Origin of the sequence: Micromonospora sp. NPDC049175, from assembly GCF_043197345.1 — a bacterium.
In the GTDB taxonomy this organism is placed as follows: domain Bacteria; phylum Actinomycetota; class Actinomycetes; order Mycobacteriales; family Micromonosporaceae; genus Micromonospora.
In genome coordinates this window covers 478,381-495,620 of the sequence record NZ_JBICSY010000004.1, presented here as the reverse complement: position 1 = coordinate 495,620, position 17,240 = coordinate 478,381, and the positions used below count along the sequence as shown (strand labels likewise).

At 72.4% G+C, this 17,240-nt stretch carries 14 protein-coding genes; 9 read left to right on the top strand and 5 right to left on the bottom strand.

The features are described 5' to 3' along the window. Positions 1-2 precede the first annotated feature (2 nt). Positions 3-806 carry a methyltransferase gene (locus ACGFH8_RS19275; protein ID WP_393368630.1) on the top strand — a complete coding sequence of 268 codons (804 nt, stop codon included), beginning with the start codon at positions 3-5 and terminating at the stop codon, positions 804-806. Positions 807-965: 159 nt separating this feature from the next. On the opposite strand, the gene ACGFH8_RS19270 is transcribed toward ACGFH8_RS19275, so the two are convergent. From ACGFH8_RS19270 to ACGFH8_RS19260, 3 genes are all read right to left on the bottom strand, one after another. Beyond that, entirely contained in the window at positions 966-1,907 is a 942-nt protein-coding gene (locus ACGFH8_RS19270) for a hypothetical protein (RefSeq protein WP_393368627.1), read from the bottom strand. A 258-nt stretch (positions 1,908-2,165) separates the two neighbouring features. Continuing rightward, the gene (locus ACGFH8_RS19265) at positions 2,166-2,777 is read right to left on the bottom strand and encodes a dihydrofolate reductase family protein (RefSeq protein WP_393368624.1); all 612 of its coding nucleotides are present in this window, start codon (positions 2,775-2,777) and stop codon (positions 2,166-2,168) included. Between the two features lie 45 nt (positions 2,778-2,822). Next, complete coding sequence (locus tag ACGFH8_RS19260; protein ID WP_393368622.1) at positions 2,823-3,359, bottom strand: DinB family protein; 537 nt, start codon at positions 3,357-3,359, stop codon at positions 2,823-2,825. A gap of 279 nt (positions 3,360-3,638) precedes the next feature. On the opposite strand from ACGFH8_RS19260, the gene ACGFH8_RS19255 reads away from it, so the two are divergent. Next, positions 3,639-4,619 carry an ATP-binding cassette domain-containing protein gene (locus ACGFH8_RS19255; RefSeq protein ID WP_393368620.1) on the top strand — a complete coding sequence of 327 codons (981 nt, stop codon included), beginning with the start codon at positions 3,639-3,641 and terminating at the stop codon, positions 4,617-4,619. After that, on the top strand, positions 4,616-5,443 hold the full coding sequence (locus ACGFH8_RS19250; RefSeq protein WP_393368617.1) for an ABC transporter permease: 828 nt from the start codon (positions 4,616-4,618) through the stop codon (positions 5,441-5,443). The genes ACGFH8_RS19255 and ACGFH8_RS19250 overlap by 4 nt, the downstream gene beginning before the upstream one ends. Before the next feature lies 1 nt (position 5,444). Here ACGFH8_RS19250 and ACGFH8_RS19245 read toward each other — a convergent pair whose 3' ends face one another. Further along, on the bottom strand, positions 5,445-8,624 hold the full coding sequence (locus tag ACGFH8_RS19245) for a BTAD domain-containing putative transcriptional regulator (protein ID WP_393368614.1): 3,180 nt from the start codon (positions 8,622-8,624) through the stop codon (positions 5,445-5,447). Positions 8,625-8,736: 112 nt separating this feature from the next. On the opposite strand from ACGFH8_RS19245, the gene ACGFH8_RS19240 reads away from it, so the two are divergent. The 6 genes from ACGFH8_RS19240 (at position 8,737) to ACGFH8_RS19215 (ending at position 15,723) form a co-directional block, all read left to right on the top strand. Beyond that, entirely contained in the window at positions 8,737-9,570 is an 834-nt protein-coding gene (locus tag ACGFH8_RS19240) for an ABC transporter ATP-binding protein (RefSeq protein ID WP_393368612.1), read from the top strand. A 33-nt stretch (positions 9,571-9,603) separates the two neighbouring features. Continuing rightward, a complete protein-coding gene (locus ACGFH8_RS19235) occupies positions 9,604-10,587 on the top strand; it encodes an ABC transporter substrate-binding protein (RefSeq protein ID WP_393368609.1) in 984 nt (327 codons plus the stop codon). Continuing rightward, entirely contained in the window at positions 10,584-12,692 is a 2,109-nt protein-coding gene (locus ACGFH8_RS19230) for an iron ABC transporter permease (protein WP_393368606.1), read from the top strand. Before ACGFH8_RS19235 ends, ACGFH8_RS19230 begins: the two co-directional genes overlap by 4 nt. A gap of 27 nt (positions 12,693-12,719) precedes the next feature. Further along, complete coding sequence (locus ACGFH8_RS19225) at positions 12,720-13,625, top strand: siderophore-interacting protein (RefSeq protein ID WP_393368603.1); 906 nt, start codon at positions 12,720-12,722, stop codon at positions 13,623-13,625. Positions 13,626-13,757: 132 nt separating this feature from the next. Then, the gene (locus ACGFH8_RS19220; RefSeq protein ID WP_393368600.1) at positions 13,758-15,218 is read left to right on the top strand and encodes an SDR family NAD(P)-dependent oxidoreductase; all 1,461 of its coding nucleotides are present in this window, start codon (positions 13,758-13,760) and stop codon (positions 15,216-15,218) included. 28 nt (positions 15,219-15,246) lie between these two features. Beyond that, positions 15,247-15,723 (top strand): heme-degrading domain-containing protein, encoded by a 477-nt coding sequence (locus ACGFH8_RS19215; protein WP_393368597.1) that lies wholly within the window; start codon positions 15,247-15,249, stop codon positions 15,721-15,723. A 21-nt stretch (positions 15,724-15,744) separates the two neighbouring features. Here the strand turns inward: ACGFH8_RS19215 and ACGFH8_RS19210 are convergent, their stop codons facing one another. Further along, on the bottom strand, positions 15,745-17,121 hold the full coding sequence (locus tag ACGFH8_RS19210) for an FAD-dependent oxidoreductase (RefSeq protein ID WP_393368595.1): 1,377 nt from the start codon (positions 17,119-17,121) through the stop codon (positions 15,745-15,747). Positions 17,122-17,240: the final 119 nt, after the last annotated feature.

Here is a 17,240-nt window from a genome sequence, read left to right as displayed (position 1 = left end):
CCATGACAACCGCTACGAGCGATGGCGCGTACACGTTCGACAACGGCGCACCCGACGCCGTCGCCCAGATGCACGCGCTGGAGTCCTTCCTGGATCCGATCACGACGCGTCGCCTGGCCCGCCCGGTGCTGCGACCCGGCGCTACCTGCTGGGAGGTCGGGGCGGGTGGCGGCTCGATGGCCCGGCGGATCGCCCGCGCGACCGGCGGCCAGGGCCGCGTGCTGGCCACCGACATCGATCCCACGCACCTCCGCGCGGAGGGCAACCTGCGCGTACGCCGGCACGACGTGCGGACCGAACCGCCGCCCGGGGACGCGTTCGACCTGATCCACGCCCGGCTGGTGTTGCTGCACCTCCCCGATCGACGGCGGGTCCTCCGGACGCTCACCGGCGCACTGGCTCCCGGCGGGTGGCTGGTGGTCGAGGAGTTCGACTGCACCGCGCTGCCGCGGGTGCTGACCGCGCCGACCGACGACGCCGCGAAGCTCTTCGCGCAGGTCATGGACGCCATGATGGGTGTCCTGGAGGACCACGGCGCAGACCTGGGCTGGGCGCAGGACGTGCACACCGAGATGGCCCTCGCCGGCCTCACCGAGCTGGACACCATCACCCACTCGCAGAGCTGGGCCGGTGGATCGACCGGGACGTCGCTCTACGAGACGAACTCCCGCCAGTTGGAGCCCGACCTGCTCGCCGCCGGACTGGCGCCCCAACAACTGCACGCCTTCCGCCGGCTGGTCCGCGATCCCGGGTTCGCCGTCATGTCGTACCACTTCGTCTCCACGCGGGGTCGTCTGCCGAGCTGAGCAGGCGGACCACCGCGCGGAGAGCGGTCGCGCCGTTCGTACCGCTCCCGTGGCAGCACGCCCCCCGCTGCGTTCCGGACAGCGCTACGACGGCGTCGACCCCACCGGCCGGGCTCCCTCCCCAGGAGCCCGGCCGGTCCGCGCGTAGGCCAGTCCGGCTCAGCGGGGAATGGTTTCCTGGCCGGCCAGGACAATCAGATCCTCGGGGCAGACCGACAGCGGCGCGGTCGCTCCGTCTAGCCAGACGAGATAGCCCACCGGCGGACCAGATGATCCCCACCTGGCACCGATGATCGTGCCGGAGCGCGCGTCGTTCGGCTGGGTGAGCAGGCGCACTCGGGTGCCTGACGCATGTCCGTCGTCGGCGACGATGAGCAGCGCGTCGAGGGTCTGGCGGGCACCGACGACCGGCAACCCTTCCACGTACGGCTCACCCGCGTACCCCAGGTGTGGCGTCATCATCGTGTGCAGGAGCGCGGCTTGCCGGATCGCCTCCTGGCGTACCTGCCCGTCCGCGCTGTGTCCGGCGATGTCCAGCGCCTTCTGGATGCTCGACCAGAGCCCCAGCGGCTCCTGGTCGAGTAGTCGGCGGGCCTCGCGGTCGACTTCGGCGCAGGCCGTGTCGAGCGCGGTGTCCTCGCCCAGCTCCGCGATCCAGGCGAGATCCCCCACCACGGGCAGCAGTCCTGGCGACTCTGTCGCGACCACGATGTACAGCATCGCGAGCAGTTCCTGCCGGCCCTCGCCGTGGTAGAGCACACCCACCCCGGTTCCGGTACCCCCACGGCTGGGCGGGAAGCGCTCGGCGAGGTGTTCGGCGCGGCCCCCGGGTAGGGCCGCTGCCCGCCTCGTGTCTGAGACCCGCTCCTCGAACGACCGCCGTTCGCGGCGTTCGACGAGCAGCTGGCGATGCGGGTCGAACCCGATCGGGTAGATCGTCCGCCCGTACGTGGCGAGGGTTTCGCCGGGTCGCAGACCGACCGACTCGAGGTGGCGGGCAGCCACCGAGTAGGCGAGACCGGTCTGGGCGGCGTGCTCGCGGATGGCGCGCTTGCGGGCGCGTCCCGGGGCTGAGGTTCGGCGGGGGGTGGAATCAGACATGACGCCTCCGGTGCAGCCCCACGCACTCCACCGAACAGGCGGCGTGACCGGCACGCCGGGAGTCGACACAACGGCGCGGAGTCGGAGACTCTTGGCCCCGGGCATGCGGTCGGGCGTGGGCCACCACATCGGGCGCGGGCAGGCGCTCTGCCGCCGCCAGCATATCGCGACTTCGACAATCGGTGCGGCCGTGCGAGCGCCGGCCGGTCCGTACGGCGGACGTCGAGTCCGCACCACGGGCCGGCCGACGCCGAGCGGTCACCTCGGGACACGGAAGCGCAGGTGCGTGACGTGTGGCGATTCGATCACCGCGGTCCGTTCGAGTGCGATGGGGGCGGTGCCGAGGTCGTCGAACAGGCGCGTGCCGGTACCGAGGAACACAGGTACGAGTTGGACGTGGATCTCGTCCACCAGCCCGGCCTTGACGAACTGTCGACATGTGGTGGGCCCACCCATGATGAGGACGTTCCGGTCGCCCGCTGCCTGTCGCGCCTGGCGCAGCGCGCTGTGGAGCCCGTCGTCGACGAATGTGAAGACGTCGCTCCTCATCCGCAACGGGTCGCGTGACTCGCGGGTGACCACGAAGCACGGCACCGGAAACGGAGTGTCCTGCCACAGGTCCACGCCGACATCGAACGTCCGTTTGCCGATCACCACGGCACCGGTCGTGTCATGACGCTCTCGTACCTGCGCGGCGTCGACCCCGACCGGGGTGACGCCGTCGGCGGCCACAGCGCGATCCTCGTCAGCCTGGAACAGCCATTCGTGCAGGCGCTCACCGCCTCTGCCCATCGGTTGTTCATGGGTGACGTCAGGGCCGGCGGCGAAGCCGTCCAACGACACGCTCATGCTCAACACCGTGCGGCCCATCGGCCCTCCTTTACCCGTAGACAACCGCCCGACGGAGCGACACGCTCAGTCCTGCCAGCGGTAGAGGTCGCGCAGCAGGGAGATCTCGGCGCCGTGGTGGATCAGCTCCCTGTTGACGTGCAGCACGATGCCCTCCAGGGGAAACCGTTCGGGACCCACAGTGGGCGGATTCTCCAGGTCGACGTCCGAGAGGTCGCGGACCCCCGCGTCCCACCTGCCGTACATCTCGTCGAGCTGTTTCAGCGCCTCGTCGGCGGTCCCCGCGTAGGCAAGCGAGTCGGCCTCCTGGCCGCCGAAGTGCCATTCGACCCGATAGGCCAGGCAGGAGACGATGATGTGCGCCAGCCGCCAGGCAATCGTGGTCACCGGCGCGGGCACCGGGTCAGGGGACGCGGAGTCCATCGTCCACTCCCCCGAACCTGCCGACATCGGTGCGGCCGACGTGCCGCGTGGACGGATGCTCCAGCAGCCACGAACCGGCTCCCAGAAGTACTCCTCATCGGTTAGACCGTCCAGCCGGGGCCGCAGGTTCTTCTGCCAGTGCCGGTCCAGCTGGTCCGCAATTCGCTCGCTTCTCGTCACGTCCGCAACCTACACACGACGACAGCCGGACGACGACCCTCGCGCACGCGGACGCTGGCCGTGGGCGCGTACCGCGCGGCCTGACCTGGTCCCGCGTGCGCGCGGCTTGATCGACTCGGTTCTGCTGGGGTCGGGGTGTCGCGGGCGTGTGGATACCGCGATCTCGCGAAAGTCGAGTCGATCAAGCTGCGCGGAGGGCCAGGGACCGCCCGCTGCCCGTGTCAGCCGGTGTCGGTGGCGTGTCGGGGCGGTGTCAGCAGAGCCGTGCAGGCTGTCCGCATGACAGCTGACCTGGTGATCGAGGCCGAGGGCCTCGTGAAGACATTTGGAAAGACGAGGGCGCTGCAGGGCGTGGACCTCGCGGTTCCCCGGGGGACGGTGCTCGGGGTGCTCGGCCCCAACGGCGCCGGCAAAACCACCGCCGTCCGCATCCTCTCCACCCTGCTCGCCCCGGACGGCGGAACCGCCCGGATCGGCGGTTTCGACGTGGTACGGGACGCCGAGCGCGTTCGGCAGAGTATCGGCCTCACCGGCCAGTACGCCTCGGTCGACGAGGACCTGACCGGGCGGCAGAACCTGGAGCTGTTCGGCACCCTGCTGGAGTTGGGGCGTACGGGCGCACGGAAGCGGGCCGCCGAGCTGCTCGACTGGTTCGACCTGACCGACGCCGCGAACCGGCCGGCCAAGACCTACTCCGGCGGCATGCGGCGCCGGCTGGACCTGGCCGCCAGCCTCGTCGGCTCCCCCGACGTGATCTTCCTGGATGAGCCGACGACAGGCCTCGACCCGGCCAAGCGCGAGGACATGTGGGACGTGGTCCGCTCGCTTGTCGGCAACGGCTCGACGGTGCTGCTCACCACGCAGTACCTGGAGGAGGCCGACGCGCTCGCCGACGCGATCACGGTGATTGACCACGGCCGGGTGATCGCGCACGACACCCCCGAAGGGCTCAAGCGGGTCGTCGGCGGGCAGACCCTGGAGGTCCGTCCGGCCGACGTGGCGCAACTGCCCCGGACCGCCGCGATCCTGACCGAGGTCGGCTCCGGCGCGCCCGCCGACGAGATCCGCAAGGGCGTGCTCGCGGTGCCGGTCACCGACGACGCGGCCCTGACCGAGAGCGTGGCGCGGTTCGCCTCCGCCGGCATCGCGGTCACCGAACTATCCCTGCACCTGCCGAGCCTCGACGAGGTGTTCTTCACCCTCACAGGGCGTACGGCAGCAGAAGACGACACCACCCGCCCCACGGAGGTCGCGGCATGAGCACTCTGATCGACGCACCACCCACCAGGAATCGGGCGCTCTCGACGACCGCCCCGAGCCCGCGACCGTTCCGGCTGGTCCGGCACTCGTTGGCGCTGGCCAAGCGCAGTCTCATCAAGACCTGGCGTACGCCCGAGGCACTCATCGACGTGACCCTGCAGCCGGTGCTGTTCCTCATCATCTTCGTGTACGTCTTCGGCGGCGCGGTCGCCGGATCGACCCACGACTACCTGCAGTTCCTGCTGCCCGGCATCCTGGCGCAGACCATCGCCACCGGCGCCATCGCGATCGGCGTCAACCTGAACACCGACATCGCCAAGGGCATCTTCGACAGGTTCCGGTCGTTGCCGATCCCCCGCTCCGCACCACTTGTCGGCGCGGTTCTCGGCGATGTCGTCCGGTACGTGATCGTCACGGTGTCGACCCTCGCGATCGGCTACGTGATGGGCTTCCGGATCGAGACCGACCCGTTCCGGGCGGTTGCCGGGTGTCTGCTCGCGGTGTTGTTCGCGCTCTGCCTGAGCTGGCTGCCGGTGCTCGTGTCGATGAAGGTGCGGACCGCGGGTGCCGTGCAGGGTGTGATGTTCGCGCTGATCATGCCGCTGAGCTTCGCGTCGAACGTGTTCGTCGGTGCCGACACGTTGCCCGGCTGGATGCAGGCGTTCGTGGACGTCAACCCGATGACCCACCTGGTGGCGTCGGTGCGCGGCCTGTTCCTCGGCGCCCCGCTCGGCAACCACGTGTGGTGGACGCTGGCCTGGTGCGCCGGCTTCGTGGTGCTGTTCATGCCGCTGGCGCTGCGCGCGTACCGCAAGAAGATCTGACCTACGCGAGCAGGTCGTCCATCAGCTCGCGGATCCGGGCGACGACCGCGGCGGGTGGCCGCTCGCGCCACGCGGCAAGCAACGGCTCACGCTGTTCCTCGTCACCGAGGAGGGCGGTGAGCCGTTCGCCGTTCTCGGACGGGAAGAACATCTCGATCTGGCTGCCGATCCGCTTCGCGAGTGCGGACAGTTCGCGGGCGGTGGCGATGTCATCCCGGTACGCCGCGAGCTCCGCGCCGCCCGCGGCCCACGCCCCGATCACCGGCAGGTCCCGTGAGGTCAGCGCGTCGTCGCGGACAAGCGACAGCATCGCGGTCGCCTGGGCCGCGGCGTCGTTCCCCGACACCCGCCGAGCCTCGGCGACCCGCAGGTAGAGGATCGCCGCCGTGGTCCGCAGCATCACGCGCGGCTGGGGCAGCGGCCCGCTCCAGCCGGCGAGGATGCGGGTCACCTCGTCGGCGTGGGCGAGCACGTCGTCGTACCGCTTGCGCTGCCAGGCGAGGCGGGCCAGGCCGAGGAACGCCTGCGCGGCGTCGATCTGCTCGGACTGGCCCAGTGTGGCCGTCTCGCCCAGTCGCCGCTCCGCGTCCGCGTCGCCGGCGAGGGCGAGCTGCGCGTCCAGCCGGACCCGGATCGACCGCGCGTCCTGTGCGGCGCCGACCAACTCCATGTGCTGCACGCTGCGCGTCAGCCATTCCGCCGAACGGGCATCCCCGCTCGGGACGAGGAACTGCCCGACGGCACCGGCCGCCATCGCCATGCCCCAGTGGTCGCCGGCGGCCTCGAAGCGGTGGTACGCCTGCTCGGCGTCGCCGATCGACGCTTCCGGCAGGCCGCCGTTCTCCCGGACCGCCGCGCGCGCGAACAGCCCGAGCCCCTGCACGTACGGGTCCGGGTGCGCGATCATCTCGGTCGCGCTCTTCAGGTTCTTCTCCAGGTCGGAGAGGTCGAAGCCGGGCAGCGCCGACGCGAGAGCGGTCAGCCGGGACGACACCGCGGCGGGACGTTCGGCCAGCAGCGTCCGCAGCGCCCGGCGGGCGAGCACGGCGGGCCGCAGGTCGGCGCTGACGCCGGCGTTGACGCTGATCACCACGCACATCCAGGCCAGCCGCTCGGCGTTGGGCAGTGGCCGGCCGCTGGCCGTGCCGCGCAGGATCGCCGACCGCAGCCGCCGCTGCGGCTCGTCGATGTGCAGCAGCCCGCGCGCCCAGGCCAGGACCTCAAGGTGCAGGCCACGCACCGACCAGAGGTGGAACAGCGCGGTGGCGACGTCCACGGCGGCGGGCTCGTCGTCCGCTCCCATCGCCCACCGCAGGGCCGCGACCAGGTTGTCCTGCTCAGCGGCGCACTGGTGCAACGCCTCGACCTGGCCGGGGCCGACGAAGTGCCCGGCCAGTGCGACGGCCTGCTCCCGCGCCCACCTGACCAGACCGGCCATGGCCTGATCCCGGGCGCCGGCCGCGTCCAACCGGGCCTCGCCGTACTCACGGACCGTTTCGAGCATCCGGTAGCGCGGCGGGCCGTCCCCCTCGACCAGGGTCAACAGGGACTGTTCGACGAGGGTCGCCAGGCCGCGACGTACGTCCGGGGCGTGCGCGACGGCGGCGGCGAGGTCCGCGGTGAACGGCGCGGGGATGGCCGCGACCCGCTCAAGCAGGACCCGGTCGTCCTCGGCGAGCAGCTCTCTGCTCCAGTCGACCAACGCCCACAGGCTCGCGTGCCGCTCGGGCAGGCCGCGCAGGGCGTCGTCGAGCAGCGCGAACCGGTCGGTCAGCCCGGCGAGCACGTCGTCGATCGGCATGTGCCGCAGTCGCGCGGCGGCCAACTCGAGGGCCAGCGGCAGGTTGTCGAGGCGGTGGCACAGCGCGAGCGCCCGCGCGGTGTCCCAGGTCGGCACGGCGCCGCCGGCCCGTGCCCGGGACTCGACGAGCGCGAGCGCGTCGGCGTCCGGCAACGCGGTCAGTCGGTGGACCAGTTCGCCGACCAGGCCCAGTGGGGCGCGGCTCGTCGCGAGCACCGCGACCTCCGGCGAGGCCGCCGCGACCAGGTCCGCGACGACGACGGCCACCGCGTCGAGCACGTGCTCGCAGTTGTCCAGCACCAGCAGCCCGTCCAGGTCGGGCGCCACGGCGCGCAGTCGCTCCTCGGGGCTGAGGACCCGCCGCTCCAGGCCCAGGTTGGCGCCGGTCGCCGTGGTGTCGGCACCGCCGAGCGCGGCGAGCACCGTGGGCAGCACCTCCTCGGGCGCGCGCAGGCCGGCGAGTTCGATCACGCGGACCGCCCGCCCGGCCGCTGCCGTACGCCTCGCCACCTCGGCGGCGAGCCGGGTCTTGCCTGCCCCGCCGGTCGCCACGATCGTCAGGACAGGTGTCTCGGCGAGCCCGTCGGTGACGGCCTTCACGTCCCGCTCCCGGCCCACGAGGGCGGCCATGGGGCGACGCCACGCGGCGGGCAGCGTGATCCGCGCCGGTTTCCGGGGCGGCGCCGCGACGGGCGGTGCGGCGAGTTCACCGCGCAGCAACGCCAGGTGAACGTCCGTGATCACCGAGGACGGGTCGGTGCCGTACCGGTCGGCCAGCTCGGCCCGGAGTCGCTCGACCACCTCCAGCGCCTCCGCCTCGCGCCCCTGGGCGGCGAGCACCCGGACGAGCAGTGCGGCCGACGGCTCGTCCGGGGGCGTACGCGCGACGAGCCGACCCAGGTCGACCTCGTCGAACGCACCGACGCCGGCGAGTGCCGCCTGCGCGCGCAGCGCCGTGACATCCGCGAACAGGCGGGTGTCCTCGCTGGTGACCAGCTCCGGGACTTCGGGGAACAGGGCACGTGCCTGATCGGCCAGGCCGCGGGCGGCACGGACGTCGCCACAGTGGAACACGGTCCGCGCCCGGTCGACGAGCGTGCGCGCCTCGACCGCGTCGACGGTGACCTCCTCGGCGGGCAGCCGGTAGCCGCCCGGCACCGCGACCACGGGCAGGCCGAGGCGGCGGACTCGGGACACGAGGGCCTGGACGGCGCCGGTGGCGTCGTCGGGCGGCGTCCCGTCCCAGACGGCGTCCACGAGCAGACTCGTGGAGACCGCGCGCCCCCGCGCATCGACGAGCGCACGTACCACCGCCGCGAGGCGTTCACCCCGGACCGGCCGGCCGTCGACGGCGAGTGGGCCCAGGGTCTTGATCTGCACGGAACCAGCATCCCTCACGCGTGCACCATCCCCACCACCGACGGGCGCCCGGCGGGCCGCGACCCCTGCGCTGGCTTGACACGCGGGCATTTCCTTAGGTTAGCCTCACCTAATGCAGAACGAGTTGGCGTCGGTCAACGGGGAGCGCAGCCTGTCCGGCGTCGACCTCCACCTGGGCTATCACGGCGTGCCGGTGGTGCACGGTGCCGCGATCACCCTCCGCGCGGGTGCCGTGACCGCACTTGTCGGGCCGAACGGCAGCGGCAAGTCCACGCTGCTGCGGGCACTGGCCCGACTGCACCCGATCGAGGCCGGAATCGTGCACCTCGCCGACGGCGTCACGGCCGCCAGCCTCGCGGCCCGGGAGTTCGCCCGGCGGGTCACCCTGCTCGCCCAGAGCAGGCCGGTGCCCAGCGGGGTCACCGTCCGCGACGTCGTCGGCTACGGTCGCCACCCCTACCGGGGGCGCTGGCGCGCGGAGGACCCGCAGGGTCCCGCCGCGATCACCCGCGCCATGGACGTCACGGGCGTCGCGACGATGGCCGAGCGTCCCGTCGACGAACTGTCCGGCGGTGAGCTGCAGCGCGTGTGGCTGGCCACCTGCCTGGCCCAGGACACCCCGGTGCTGCTTCTCGACGAGCCCACCACGTTCCTCGACCTGCGCTACCAGGTGGAGATCCTCGACCTGGTCCGGGACCTCGCGAACGACCACGACGTCGCCGTCGGCGTCGTGCTGCACGACCTCAACCAGGCAGCCGCCGTGGCGGACGAGGTCGTCCTGTTGCACCACGGACGGGTCCGCGCCACCGGCACCCCGGCCGCGGTCTTCACCGAGGACGCCCTCACCGAGACCTACGGGATCCGCATCGAGGTGACCACCGATCCGCTCAGCGGACTTGTCACCACCCGCCCGGTCGGGCGGCACCCGATCCGCGCCCTGGTCTGAACACCCCTTCATCCGCAACAGAGAAAGACCGTCATGACCCGTACCCGTTTCACAGCCCTTCTCGCCGTCGTCGCCGCGTTGACGCTCGGCGCCTGCGGCACCACCGAGAACGCCGCGAAGCCGGACCCCTCCGCCGCGGCGGCCGGCGGCCCGGTCACCCTCACCGACGGCCGGGGCAAGGAGGTCACCCTCAAGGCCCCCGCGACAAAGGTCGTCGGGCTGGAGTGGGGCGAGGTCGAGATGCTCGTCAGCCTCGGCGTCATGCCCGTCGGCGTCGCCGACCCGAAGGGATACGGCACCTGGGTCACCGCCGCGAAGCTCGACCCGAGTGTCAAGGACGTCGGCACTCGCGGCGAGCCCAGCGTCGACTCGATCGTCGCCCTCCAACCCGACCTCGTCGTGATGGAGGACGACCGGGGCGCCACCCTGATCAGCCAACTGGAGAAGTACGTCCCCGTCGTGGTCGCCAAGGGCAGCGACGCCACCGACAACCTCGCCCGGATGCGCAACGACCTCACCATGATCGCGAAGGCGGTCGGCAAGACCACCGCGGCGGAGAAGCTGCTCACCGACTTCGACGCGGCCATCGCCGACGGCAGGAAGAAGATCGCCGACGCGGGAGCCGCCGGCCGGCCGTTCGCCATCGCCGACGGCTGGAAGGAGGGCAGCACCGTCAGCATCCGGATGTTCGGCAAGGGCGCGCTGGTCTCCCAGATCGGCATCCAGCTCGGCCTCACCAACGCCTGGACCGGCAAGACCGACGAGGTGTGGGGCCTGGGCCAGACCGACGTCGAGGGCATGACGGTGCTCAAGGATCCGAACCTGCGCCTCTTCTACAGCGCCTCCGACGGCGACGACGTGTTCGCCAACGGTCTCGCCGGCAACGCCATCTGGAAGTCGCTGCCCTTCGTGCGGCAGGGCAACCTGCACAAGATGCCCAACGGCATCTGGACCTTCGGCGGGCCGCTCTCCGGCAAGCAGTACATCGACGAACTCGTCAAGACGTACGCGGTGTGAGCGTGCTCAGCGCACCCCCACGTCCGGAGCCGGCCACCCGGCCGGCTCCGGACGGACGCCCGGCCGCGCCCCGCGTCGCCGTCGTCTTCGTCGCCGCGACCCTGCTGCTGCTCGTGGTCGGCGCGGTGCACCTCACCCAGGGCACCTCGAACGTCGGCGCCCCGGACCTGCTGCGGCTCGTGACCGGCACCGACGACGAGGCGGCCCGCGTCCTGATCGCCGCCCGGCTGCCCCGACTGCTCGCGGGGCTGGCCATCGGCGTCGCGCTCGGGTTCGCCGGAGCCGCATTGCAGTCGATCGCCCGCAATCCACTCGCCTCGCCCGACACCCTCGCGGTCAACGCGGGCGCCCACCTGGCGATCGTCTCGGTGGCCGCGTTCGGCGTCTCGCTGCCCGCGCTGCCCGCCGGCGGCCTCGCCTTCTGCGGGGGGTTGGCCGCCGCCGGCCTGGTGTTGGCGATGTCCTCCGGCGGGCAGGCCGGCACCACCCGGCTGATCCTCGCCGGCTCGGCGACCGCCCTGGCGCTCGGATCGGTGACCACCCTGCTGCTGCTCCTGTTCGAACAGGCCACCATCGGCCTGTTCGCCTGGGGAAACGGCTCACTGGTGCAGAGCGACCTGACCGCGCTCACCCAACTGGCCCCGGTGATCGTCGCCGCGATCGTCCTGTTGATGCTGCTCGGGCACCGCCTCGACATCCTCGCCCTCGGCGACGACACCGCCACCGTGCTCGGGCTCGACGTGCGGCGTACCCGGCTCACCGTCATGGTGCTGGCCGTGCTGCTGTCCGCCGCGGCCGTCACCCTCACCGGTCCGGTCGGCTTCGTCGGCCTGTGCGCCCCGGTGATCGTCCGGCTGCTCGGCCCCGTGGTGCCGGGGGTGCACCGGCACCGCATCCTGCTGCCGTTGTCCGGCATCGCCGGCGTCATCATCGTGCTCGGCTCGGACGTGCTGTTGCGCGCCGTGATGGGCGGGCAGGCCGGGGTCGACATCCCCACCGGCGTGGTCACCACCCTGTTCGGCGCGGCGATCCTGATCTGGCTGGCGCGCCGGCACCGCGACGCCGGCCCCACCCGCCGCCCGCCCGGCGGGCACGCGGCCGTCCGCTCCGCCGCGTTCCACCGCGGCGTCGTCGCCGTCACCGCCGCGGTGACCGTCTGCGCCGTGACGGTCGGCATGCTCGCCGGCGACACCTGGGTGCTGCTCGGTGACGTCGTCAACTGGGTCAACGGCAGCACCGGGCCCGCGTACACCTTCGTGCTGGACCAGCGGTGGCCGCGTGTCGCCGCGGCGGTCCTGGCCGGCGCGGCGCTCGCGGTCGCCGGCACCACGGTGCAGGCGGTCTGCCGCAACCCGCTCGCCGAACCCGGCATCCTCGGCATCACCGCCGGCGCCGGGCTGGGGGCCGTCTCCCTGCTCACCTTCGTGCCGCTGGCCGGCGTCTGGGCCGTCTCCGGCGTCGCCGGACTCGGCGCGATGCTCGCCTTCGCCCTGGTCTACGGCCTGGCCTGGCGCGGCGGGCTGAATTCCGACCGGCTGGTGCTGATCGGCTTCGGCGCCTGGCAGGGAGGGATGGCGGTCATCACGTACCTCGTCGTCGCCTTCGACCCGTGGAACACCGGCAAGGCGCTGACCTGGCTGTCCGGCTCCACCTACGGTCGGATGCCCACCCAGGTGCTGCCGGTGCTGATCGCCCTGCTGGTGCTCACCCCGGCCGTGGTCGCCGCCCGTCGCGACCTCGACCTGCTGGCCCTGGACGACGACACCCCCCGGGTGCTGGGCGTCCGGCTGGAACGCACCCGGCTGGTCGCGCTCGGGGCGGCGGCGCTGCTCACCTCCACCGCCGTCTCGGCCGTCGGGGTCATCGGCTTCGTCGGCCTGGTCGCCCCGCATGCCGCGCGGGCGCTCGTGGGCGGGCGGCACTCCCGGGTGCTGCCGGTGGCCGCCCTGCTCGGCGCGGCGCTGGTCAGCATCGCCGACACCCTCGGCCGGACGGTCATCGCTCCGGCCCAGATCCCCGCCGGCCTGGTCACGGCCATGATCGGCGCCCCGTACTTCGTCTGGCTGCTGTGGCGCTCCCGCGCCGTGGCGAGCCCCACCCGGTAGACGCCGGCCCGAGTCGAGAGAGGCACCATGACCGAGACCCTGCCCATCGCGCCGTACCGCGTGTTCGCCGTCACCGTCCGCTCGGTACGCCGACTCAGCCCGTCCTTCACCCGGGTGACCTTCACCGGAGCGGACCTCGACCGCTTCGCCGACAACGGTGACGACCAGCGGATCAAGCTGGCGCTGCCGCTGCCCGGTGAGCGCGGGGTGGATCTTCCCCAGGGCGCGGACTGGTACGCGACCTGGCGGAGCCTGCCCGAGCACCGACGCCCCCCGATCCGTACCTACACGGTGCGGGCCGTCCGACCGCACCTGGCCGAGGTCGACGTCGACCTGGTGCTGCACGGCGACGGCGGGCCGGCGACGCGCTGGGCGCGGCGCGTGAGCGAGGGCGACCAGATCGCCATCGTCGGGCCGGACTCCGCCTACGACGGTGACCACGGCGGGGCCGAGTTCCGCCCGGCTGCCGGGAGCAGCCTGCTGCTGGCCGGGGACGAGACGGCCGTGCCGGCGATCGCCAGCATCTGCGAACGCCTGCCCCGCGAGGCCCGGGGCGTGGTCCTGCTGGAGGTGCCCGACGGCGACGACGTGCTGCCGTTCGCCGCGCCCCCCGGCGTCGAGGTGCGCTGGCTGCCCCGAGGCGTCGATGCCCATGGCAGCCAGCTGGTGCCCGCCGTCGCCGTGGCGGCGGAAGAGCTGCTGACCCCGGGGACGGCGCGGGCGAACCAGCCGGTCACGGACGTGGACGTCGACACCGAGATCCTGTGGGAGGTCCCCGACGAGGTGACCGCGACGCCGCTGTACGCGTGGCTCGCCGGGGAGGCCGGCGTCATCCGGAACCTGCGCCGGCACCTGGTGACCGAGCGGGGCCTGGACCGGCGGGCGGTCGCCTTCATGGGCTACTGGCGTCTCGGCCGCGCCGACGACGCCTGAGGCCCCACCGCCGCCACGAGGACGACAGGCGCACGCGAGGTGCGGCGCGGACCACGAGGTGCGTACAGTTTCGGGTCGGACTTGGGGCGGGCCGGCTGGACCGGCACGGGATACGGGACGAGACACAGACGCATGACGGTGGACAACATTACCGATAACGGTCAAGAGGGCATTGACCGAAGCCGGCTGGAGGCCTGCCTCAGCGTCTTCGAGGCGTTGGAGGAGCTGCCCTCGGACCACCCGGACGTGGTGCGGGTGCAGCGGGCCACCGCCCGGCTCTACAAGGTGATCAAGCAGCGGCGGCGCGAGGAACGGCGGGACGCCATCCTCGCCGCCGACCGCGCGGTGACGGAGGCCACCGCCACCGGCGCACCGGGGCGGATCGACGACGAGACCCAGGGCATCCCGCTCGCGTCCTCCGCCGCGGGCGAGACGGCGGGCTTCCTGCACAACCCCCGCGGCTGCTACGTGTGCAAGCAGCGCTACCGCGAGGTGGACGCCTTCTACCACCAGCTCTGCCCGTCCTGCGCCGCGCTCAACCGGGAGCGCCGCGACGCCCGTACCGACCTGACCGGCCGGCGCGCGCTGCTCACCGGCGGCCGGGCGAAGATCGGCATGTACATCGCGCTGCGGCTGCTGCGCGACGGCGCGCACACGACGGTCACCACCCGGTTCCCGCACGACGCGGTCCGCCGGTTCGCCGCCATGCCCGACAGCGGGGACTGGCTGCACCGTCTGCGCATCGTCGGCATCGACCTGCGCGACCCCGCCCAGGTGATCGCCCTCGCCGACTCGGTCAGCAGCCAGGGCCCCCTGGACATCCTGATCAACAACGCGGCGCAGACCGTCCGCCGCTCCCCCGGGGCGTACGCGCAGCTCATCGCCGCCGAGGCCGCGGCCCTGCCGGACGGCCCGCTGCCGGAGCTGATCACGTTCGCCAAGCCGGACGGCCAGGGCGGCCCGGTGGGCAGCCTGACCGCCGGGCCACAGTCGACGGCGCTCACCCCGCACGCGCTCACCGCGCTGGCGCTCACCAGCGGTTCCGCCTCACCGGAGCGGATCGCCGCGTCCACCGCCATCGACGCCGGGGGTCTCGTGCCCGATCTCGACTCGGTCAACAGCTGGGTCCAGCGGGTGCAGGAGGTGGACCCGGTCGAGCTGCTCGAAGTGCAACTGTGCAACGTCACCGCGCCGTTCGTGCTGGTCAGCCGGCTCCGGCCGGCGATGGCGGCCGCGTCGGCCCGACGCAAGTACGTGGTGAACGTGTCGGCGATGGAGGGCCAGTTCGGTCGCGGCTACAAGGGGCCGGGGCACCCGCACACGAACATGGCCAAGGCCGCGCTGAACATGCTGACCCGCACCAGCGCACAGGAGATGCTTACCGACGGCATCCTGATGACGAGCGTCGACACCGGCTGGATCACCGACGAACGCCCGCACCCGACGAAGATGCGGCTGGCCGACGAGGGCTTCCACGCCCCGTTGGACCTGGTGGACGGCGCGGCCCGGGTGTACGACCCGATCGTCCGCGGCGAGCTGGGCGAGGACCTGTACGGCTGTTTCCTGAAGGACTACGCGCCCTGCGCCTGGTGATCGCCGGGTACGGACGATGAGGAGAGTCATGTCAGCTGATCGTGAATCGTGGCCGACGCTGGACGAGCTGCTGCGCGAGGAGACCGAGCTGGAGCTCGCGGGCCTGTCCGAGACCGACGCGTACGAGTTGGGGCAACTCGCCGTCGCCGCCGCCCGGGAACAGCGGTTGCCGGTCTCGGTGGGGGTGTGGCGGGCCGGTCGGCAGCTGTTCCACTGTGGCCTGCCCGGGTCGACGGCGGACAACGACGGGTGGTTGCGTCGCAAGGGGCGCGTGGTGATGCGGTTCGAGCACTCCTCGCTCTACATGGCCCGGTTGTGCCAGGACAAGCAGGTGACGCTGGCCGAGAAGTTCGGTCTGCCGGCCTCCCGGTACGCGGCGGCCGGCGGTGCGGTGCCGCTGCGCGTACGCGGCACCGGCGTGGTGGGCTGGGTCGGCGTGTCCGGGCTCCCGCAGGTGGAGGACCACCGCTTCGTCGTCGACATCCTGCGCAAGCTGCCCCGCTAGGCCCTGTGTCAAAGCCCCTGGTCAGCGTGCGCGCTGGTTGGCCCGCAGGGCGCCGAGGAGCACACCGGGCCGGGCCAGCGTGAGTGGGTGTTCCCGCATGGAGACGACCTGGTTGAACCGTCGCGCGATCGCCACGTCGGTGACGGTCGCGGCGATGATCTGCCGGCTGGCCCAGCTGGTGATCCGGTGCCCGCGCGGGTAGGGCCCGTCGACGTGCGGCAGCGCCAGGTCGGCCGAGGTCGACGTCGACCACGCGGCGTCGACAACGATCTTCTGCAACGCGAAGTACTCACGTGCGGGGGCGGTCAGGTCCGGCCGGCCGCGCAGGTACGTCGACAGGCAGGCCGCGTGCAGGGCCGCCGCCGTCATGCCCTGCCCGTAGACCGGGTTGAACGACGCGACGGCGTCGCCCACGCTGACGAGCCCGCCCGGGAACCGCCCCAGCGCGTGGAAGTCCCGCCGCCGACTGTCGGCGTGGTGGTAGGTCTGGACGTCGCCGAGCATCTCCTGGCCGGCGACGTCGCCGAACTCGGGCGGAAACTGCTCCCGTAGTCGGCGGACGAAATCCTGCGCCGTGCTGCCGGGGCGGTTGTCCCCGTAGCCGGCCATCATGGCCATCCACCGACCGTCCTCGATGGCGAAGAACGCGGCGCCGGCCACGTCCGAGGCCATCTTCGGGGTGTTCAGCGCCAGTGCGACAGTCGAGGACGGGGCCGTTTCCGGGCGGCGGAACAGGGCTGTCGCGTAGTTGAGGTGCACGGTCATCCGCCGGGTGACCGGTCGGTCCCAGCCGGCCTGCTCCAGCCAGGCCGACAGCTTGCTCGACCGCCCCATGGCGTCCACCACGAGGTCGCCGCTCTCCACGCCGAGCACCCCACCGACGTCGCAGCGCACGCCTGTGACCACGGTGCCGTCGAACACGAGACCCGTGGCACGGGCGGTGACCGTCTTGACGTTCGGCAGTCGCAGCACCTGTTGGCGGATCAGTCCCTCCAGGAGCGGCCGGCTGCCGGCCAGGCTGTCGGCGTCGTCCGGGACGACGACCCGCAGGCGACCGTCGAGGTAGTTGCGCCTGGCCGCGGGCGGCGCCTCGACCGCACCGCGCGCCAGGGCCTCCTCGCGGAAGCCCGGAAACAGCCGCTCGAACTGGAGGAAGCCGCCGGGCAGCAGCGCGTGCAGCTGCGTCCCCTGGGGTACGCCGGGGCGCGCGCCGCTCACCTGCGGGTCGTCCCGGTCGATGATGACGACGCTGTCGGCGTAGTCGGAGAGCACGCGAGCGGCCAGCAGGCCGGCGACACTGCCGCCGACCACGACTGCCGTGCCCAGCACCGGGGTCGGCTGGTCGGGGGGTCGCACCGCGTTCAGCTCGGCGAAGATCCGGGCGCGGGAGAGGGACATCGTGCTCTCCAAGGGTATTGATGGTCGGTCGGGGTGACGCCCGCCGATCGTTGCACAAGCACCGCACATTTACCGAACGTGTCCGCATGGTGACTAGCTGTGGAACGGCGGATGGGCAT

Excerpts from the sequence above, each read along its gene's own strand:
- ACGFH8_RS19235 (WP_393368609.1), top strand. The coding sequence starts at position 9,604 with ATGACCCGTACCCGTTTCACAGCCCTTCTCGCCGTCGTCGCCGCGTTG.
- ACGFH8_RS19255 (WP_393368620.1), top strand. The coding sequence starts at position 3,639 with ATGACAGCTGACCTGGTGATCGAGGCCGAGGGCCTCGTGAAGACATTT.
- ACGFH8_RS19250 (WP_393368617.1), top strand. The coding sequence starts at position 4,616 with ATGAGCACTCTGATCGACGCACCACCCACCAGGAATCGGGCGCTCTCG.
- ACGFH8_RS19215 (WP_393368597.1), top strand. The coding sequence starts at position 15,247 with ATGTCAGCTGATCGTGAATCGTGGCCGACGCTGGACGAGCTGCTGCGC.
- ACGFH8_RS19225 (WP_393368603.1), top strand. The coding sequence starts at position 12,720 with ATGACCGAGACCCTGCCCATCGCGCCGTACCGCGTGTTCGCCGTCACC.
- ACGFH8_RS19275 (WP_393368630.1), top strand. The coding sequence starts at position 3 with ATGACAACCGCTACGAGCGATGGCGCGTACACGTTCGACAACGGCGCA.
- ACGFH8_RS19240 (WP_393368612.1), top strand. The coding sequence starts at position 8,737 with ATGCAGAACGAGTTGGCGTCGGTCAACGGGGAGCGCAGCCTGTCCGGC.
- ACGFH8_RS19220 (WP_393368600.1), top strand. The coding sequence starts at position 13,758 with ATGACGGTGGACAACATTACCGATAACGGTCAAGAGGGCATTGACCGA.
- ACGFH8_RS19270 (WP_393368627.1), bottom strand. The coding sequence starts at position 1,907 with ATGTCTGATTCCACCCCCCGCCGAACCTCAGCCCCGGGACGCGCCCGC.
- ACGFH8_RS19210 (WP_393368595.1), bottom strand. The coding sequence starts at position 17,121 with ATGTCCCTCTCCCGCGCCCGGATCTTCGCCGAGCTGAACGCGGTGCGA.
- ACGFH8_RS19265 (WP_393368624.1), bottom strand. The coding sequence starts at position 2,777 with ATGGGCCGCACGGTGTTGAGCATGAGCGTGTCGTTGGACGGCTTCGCC.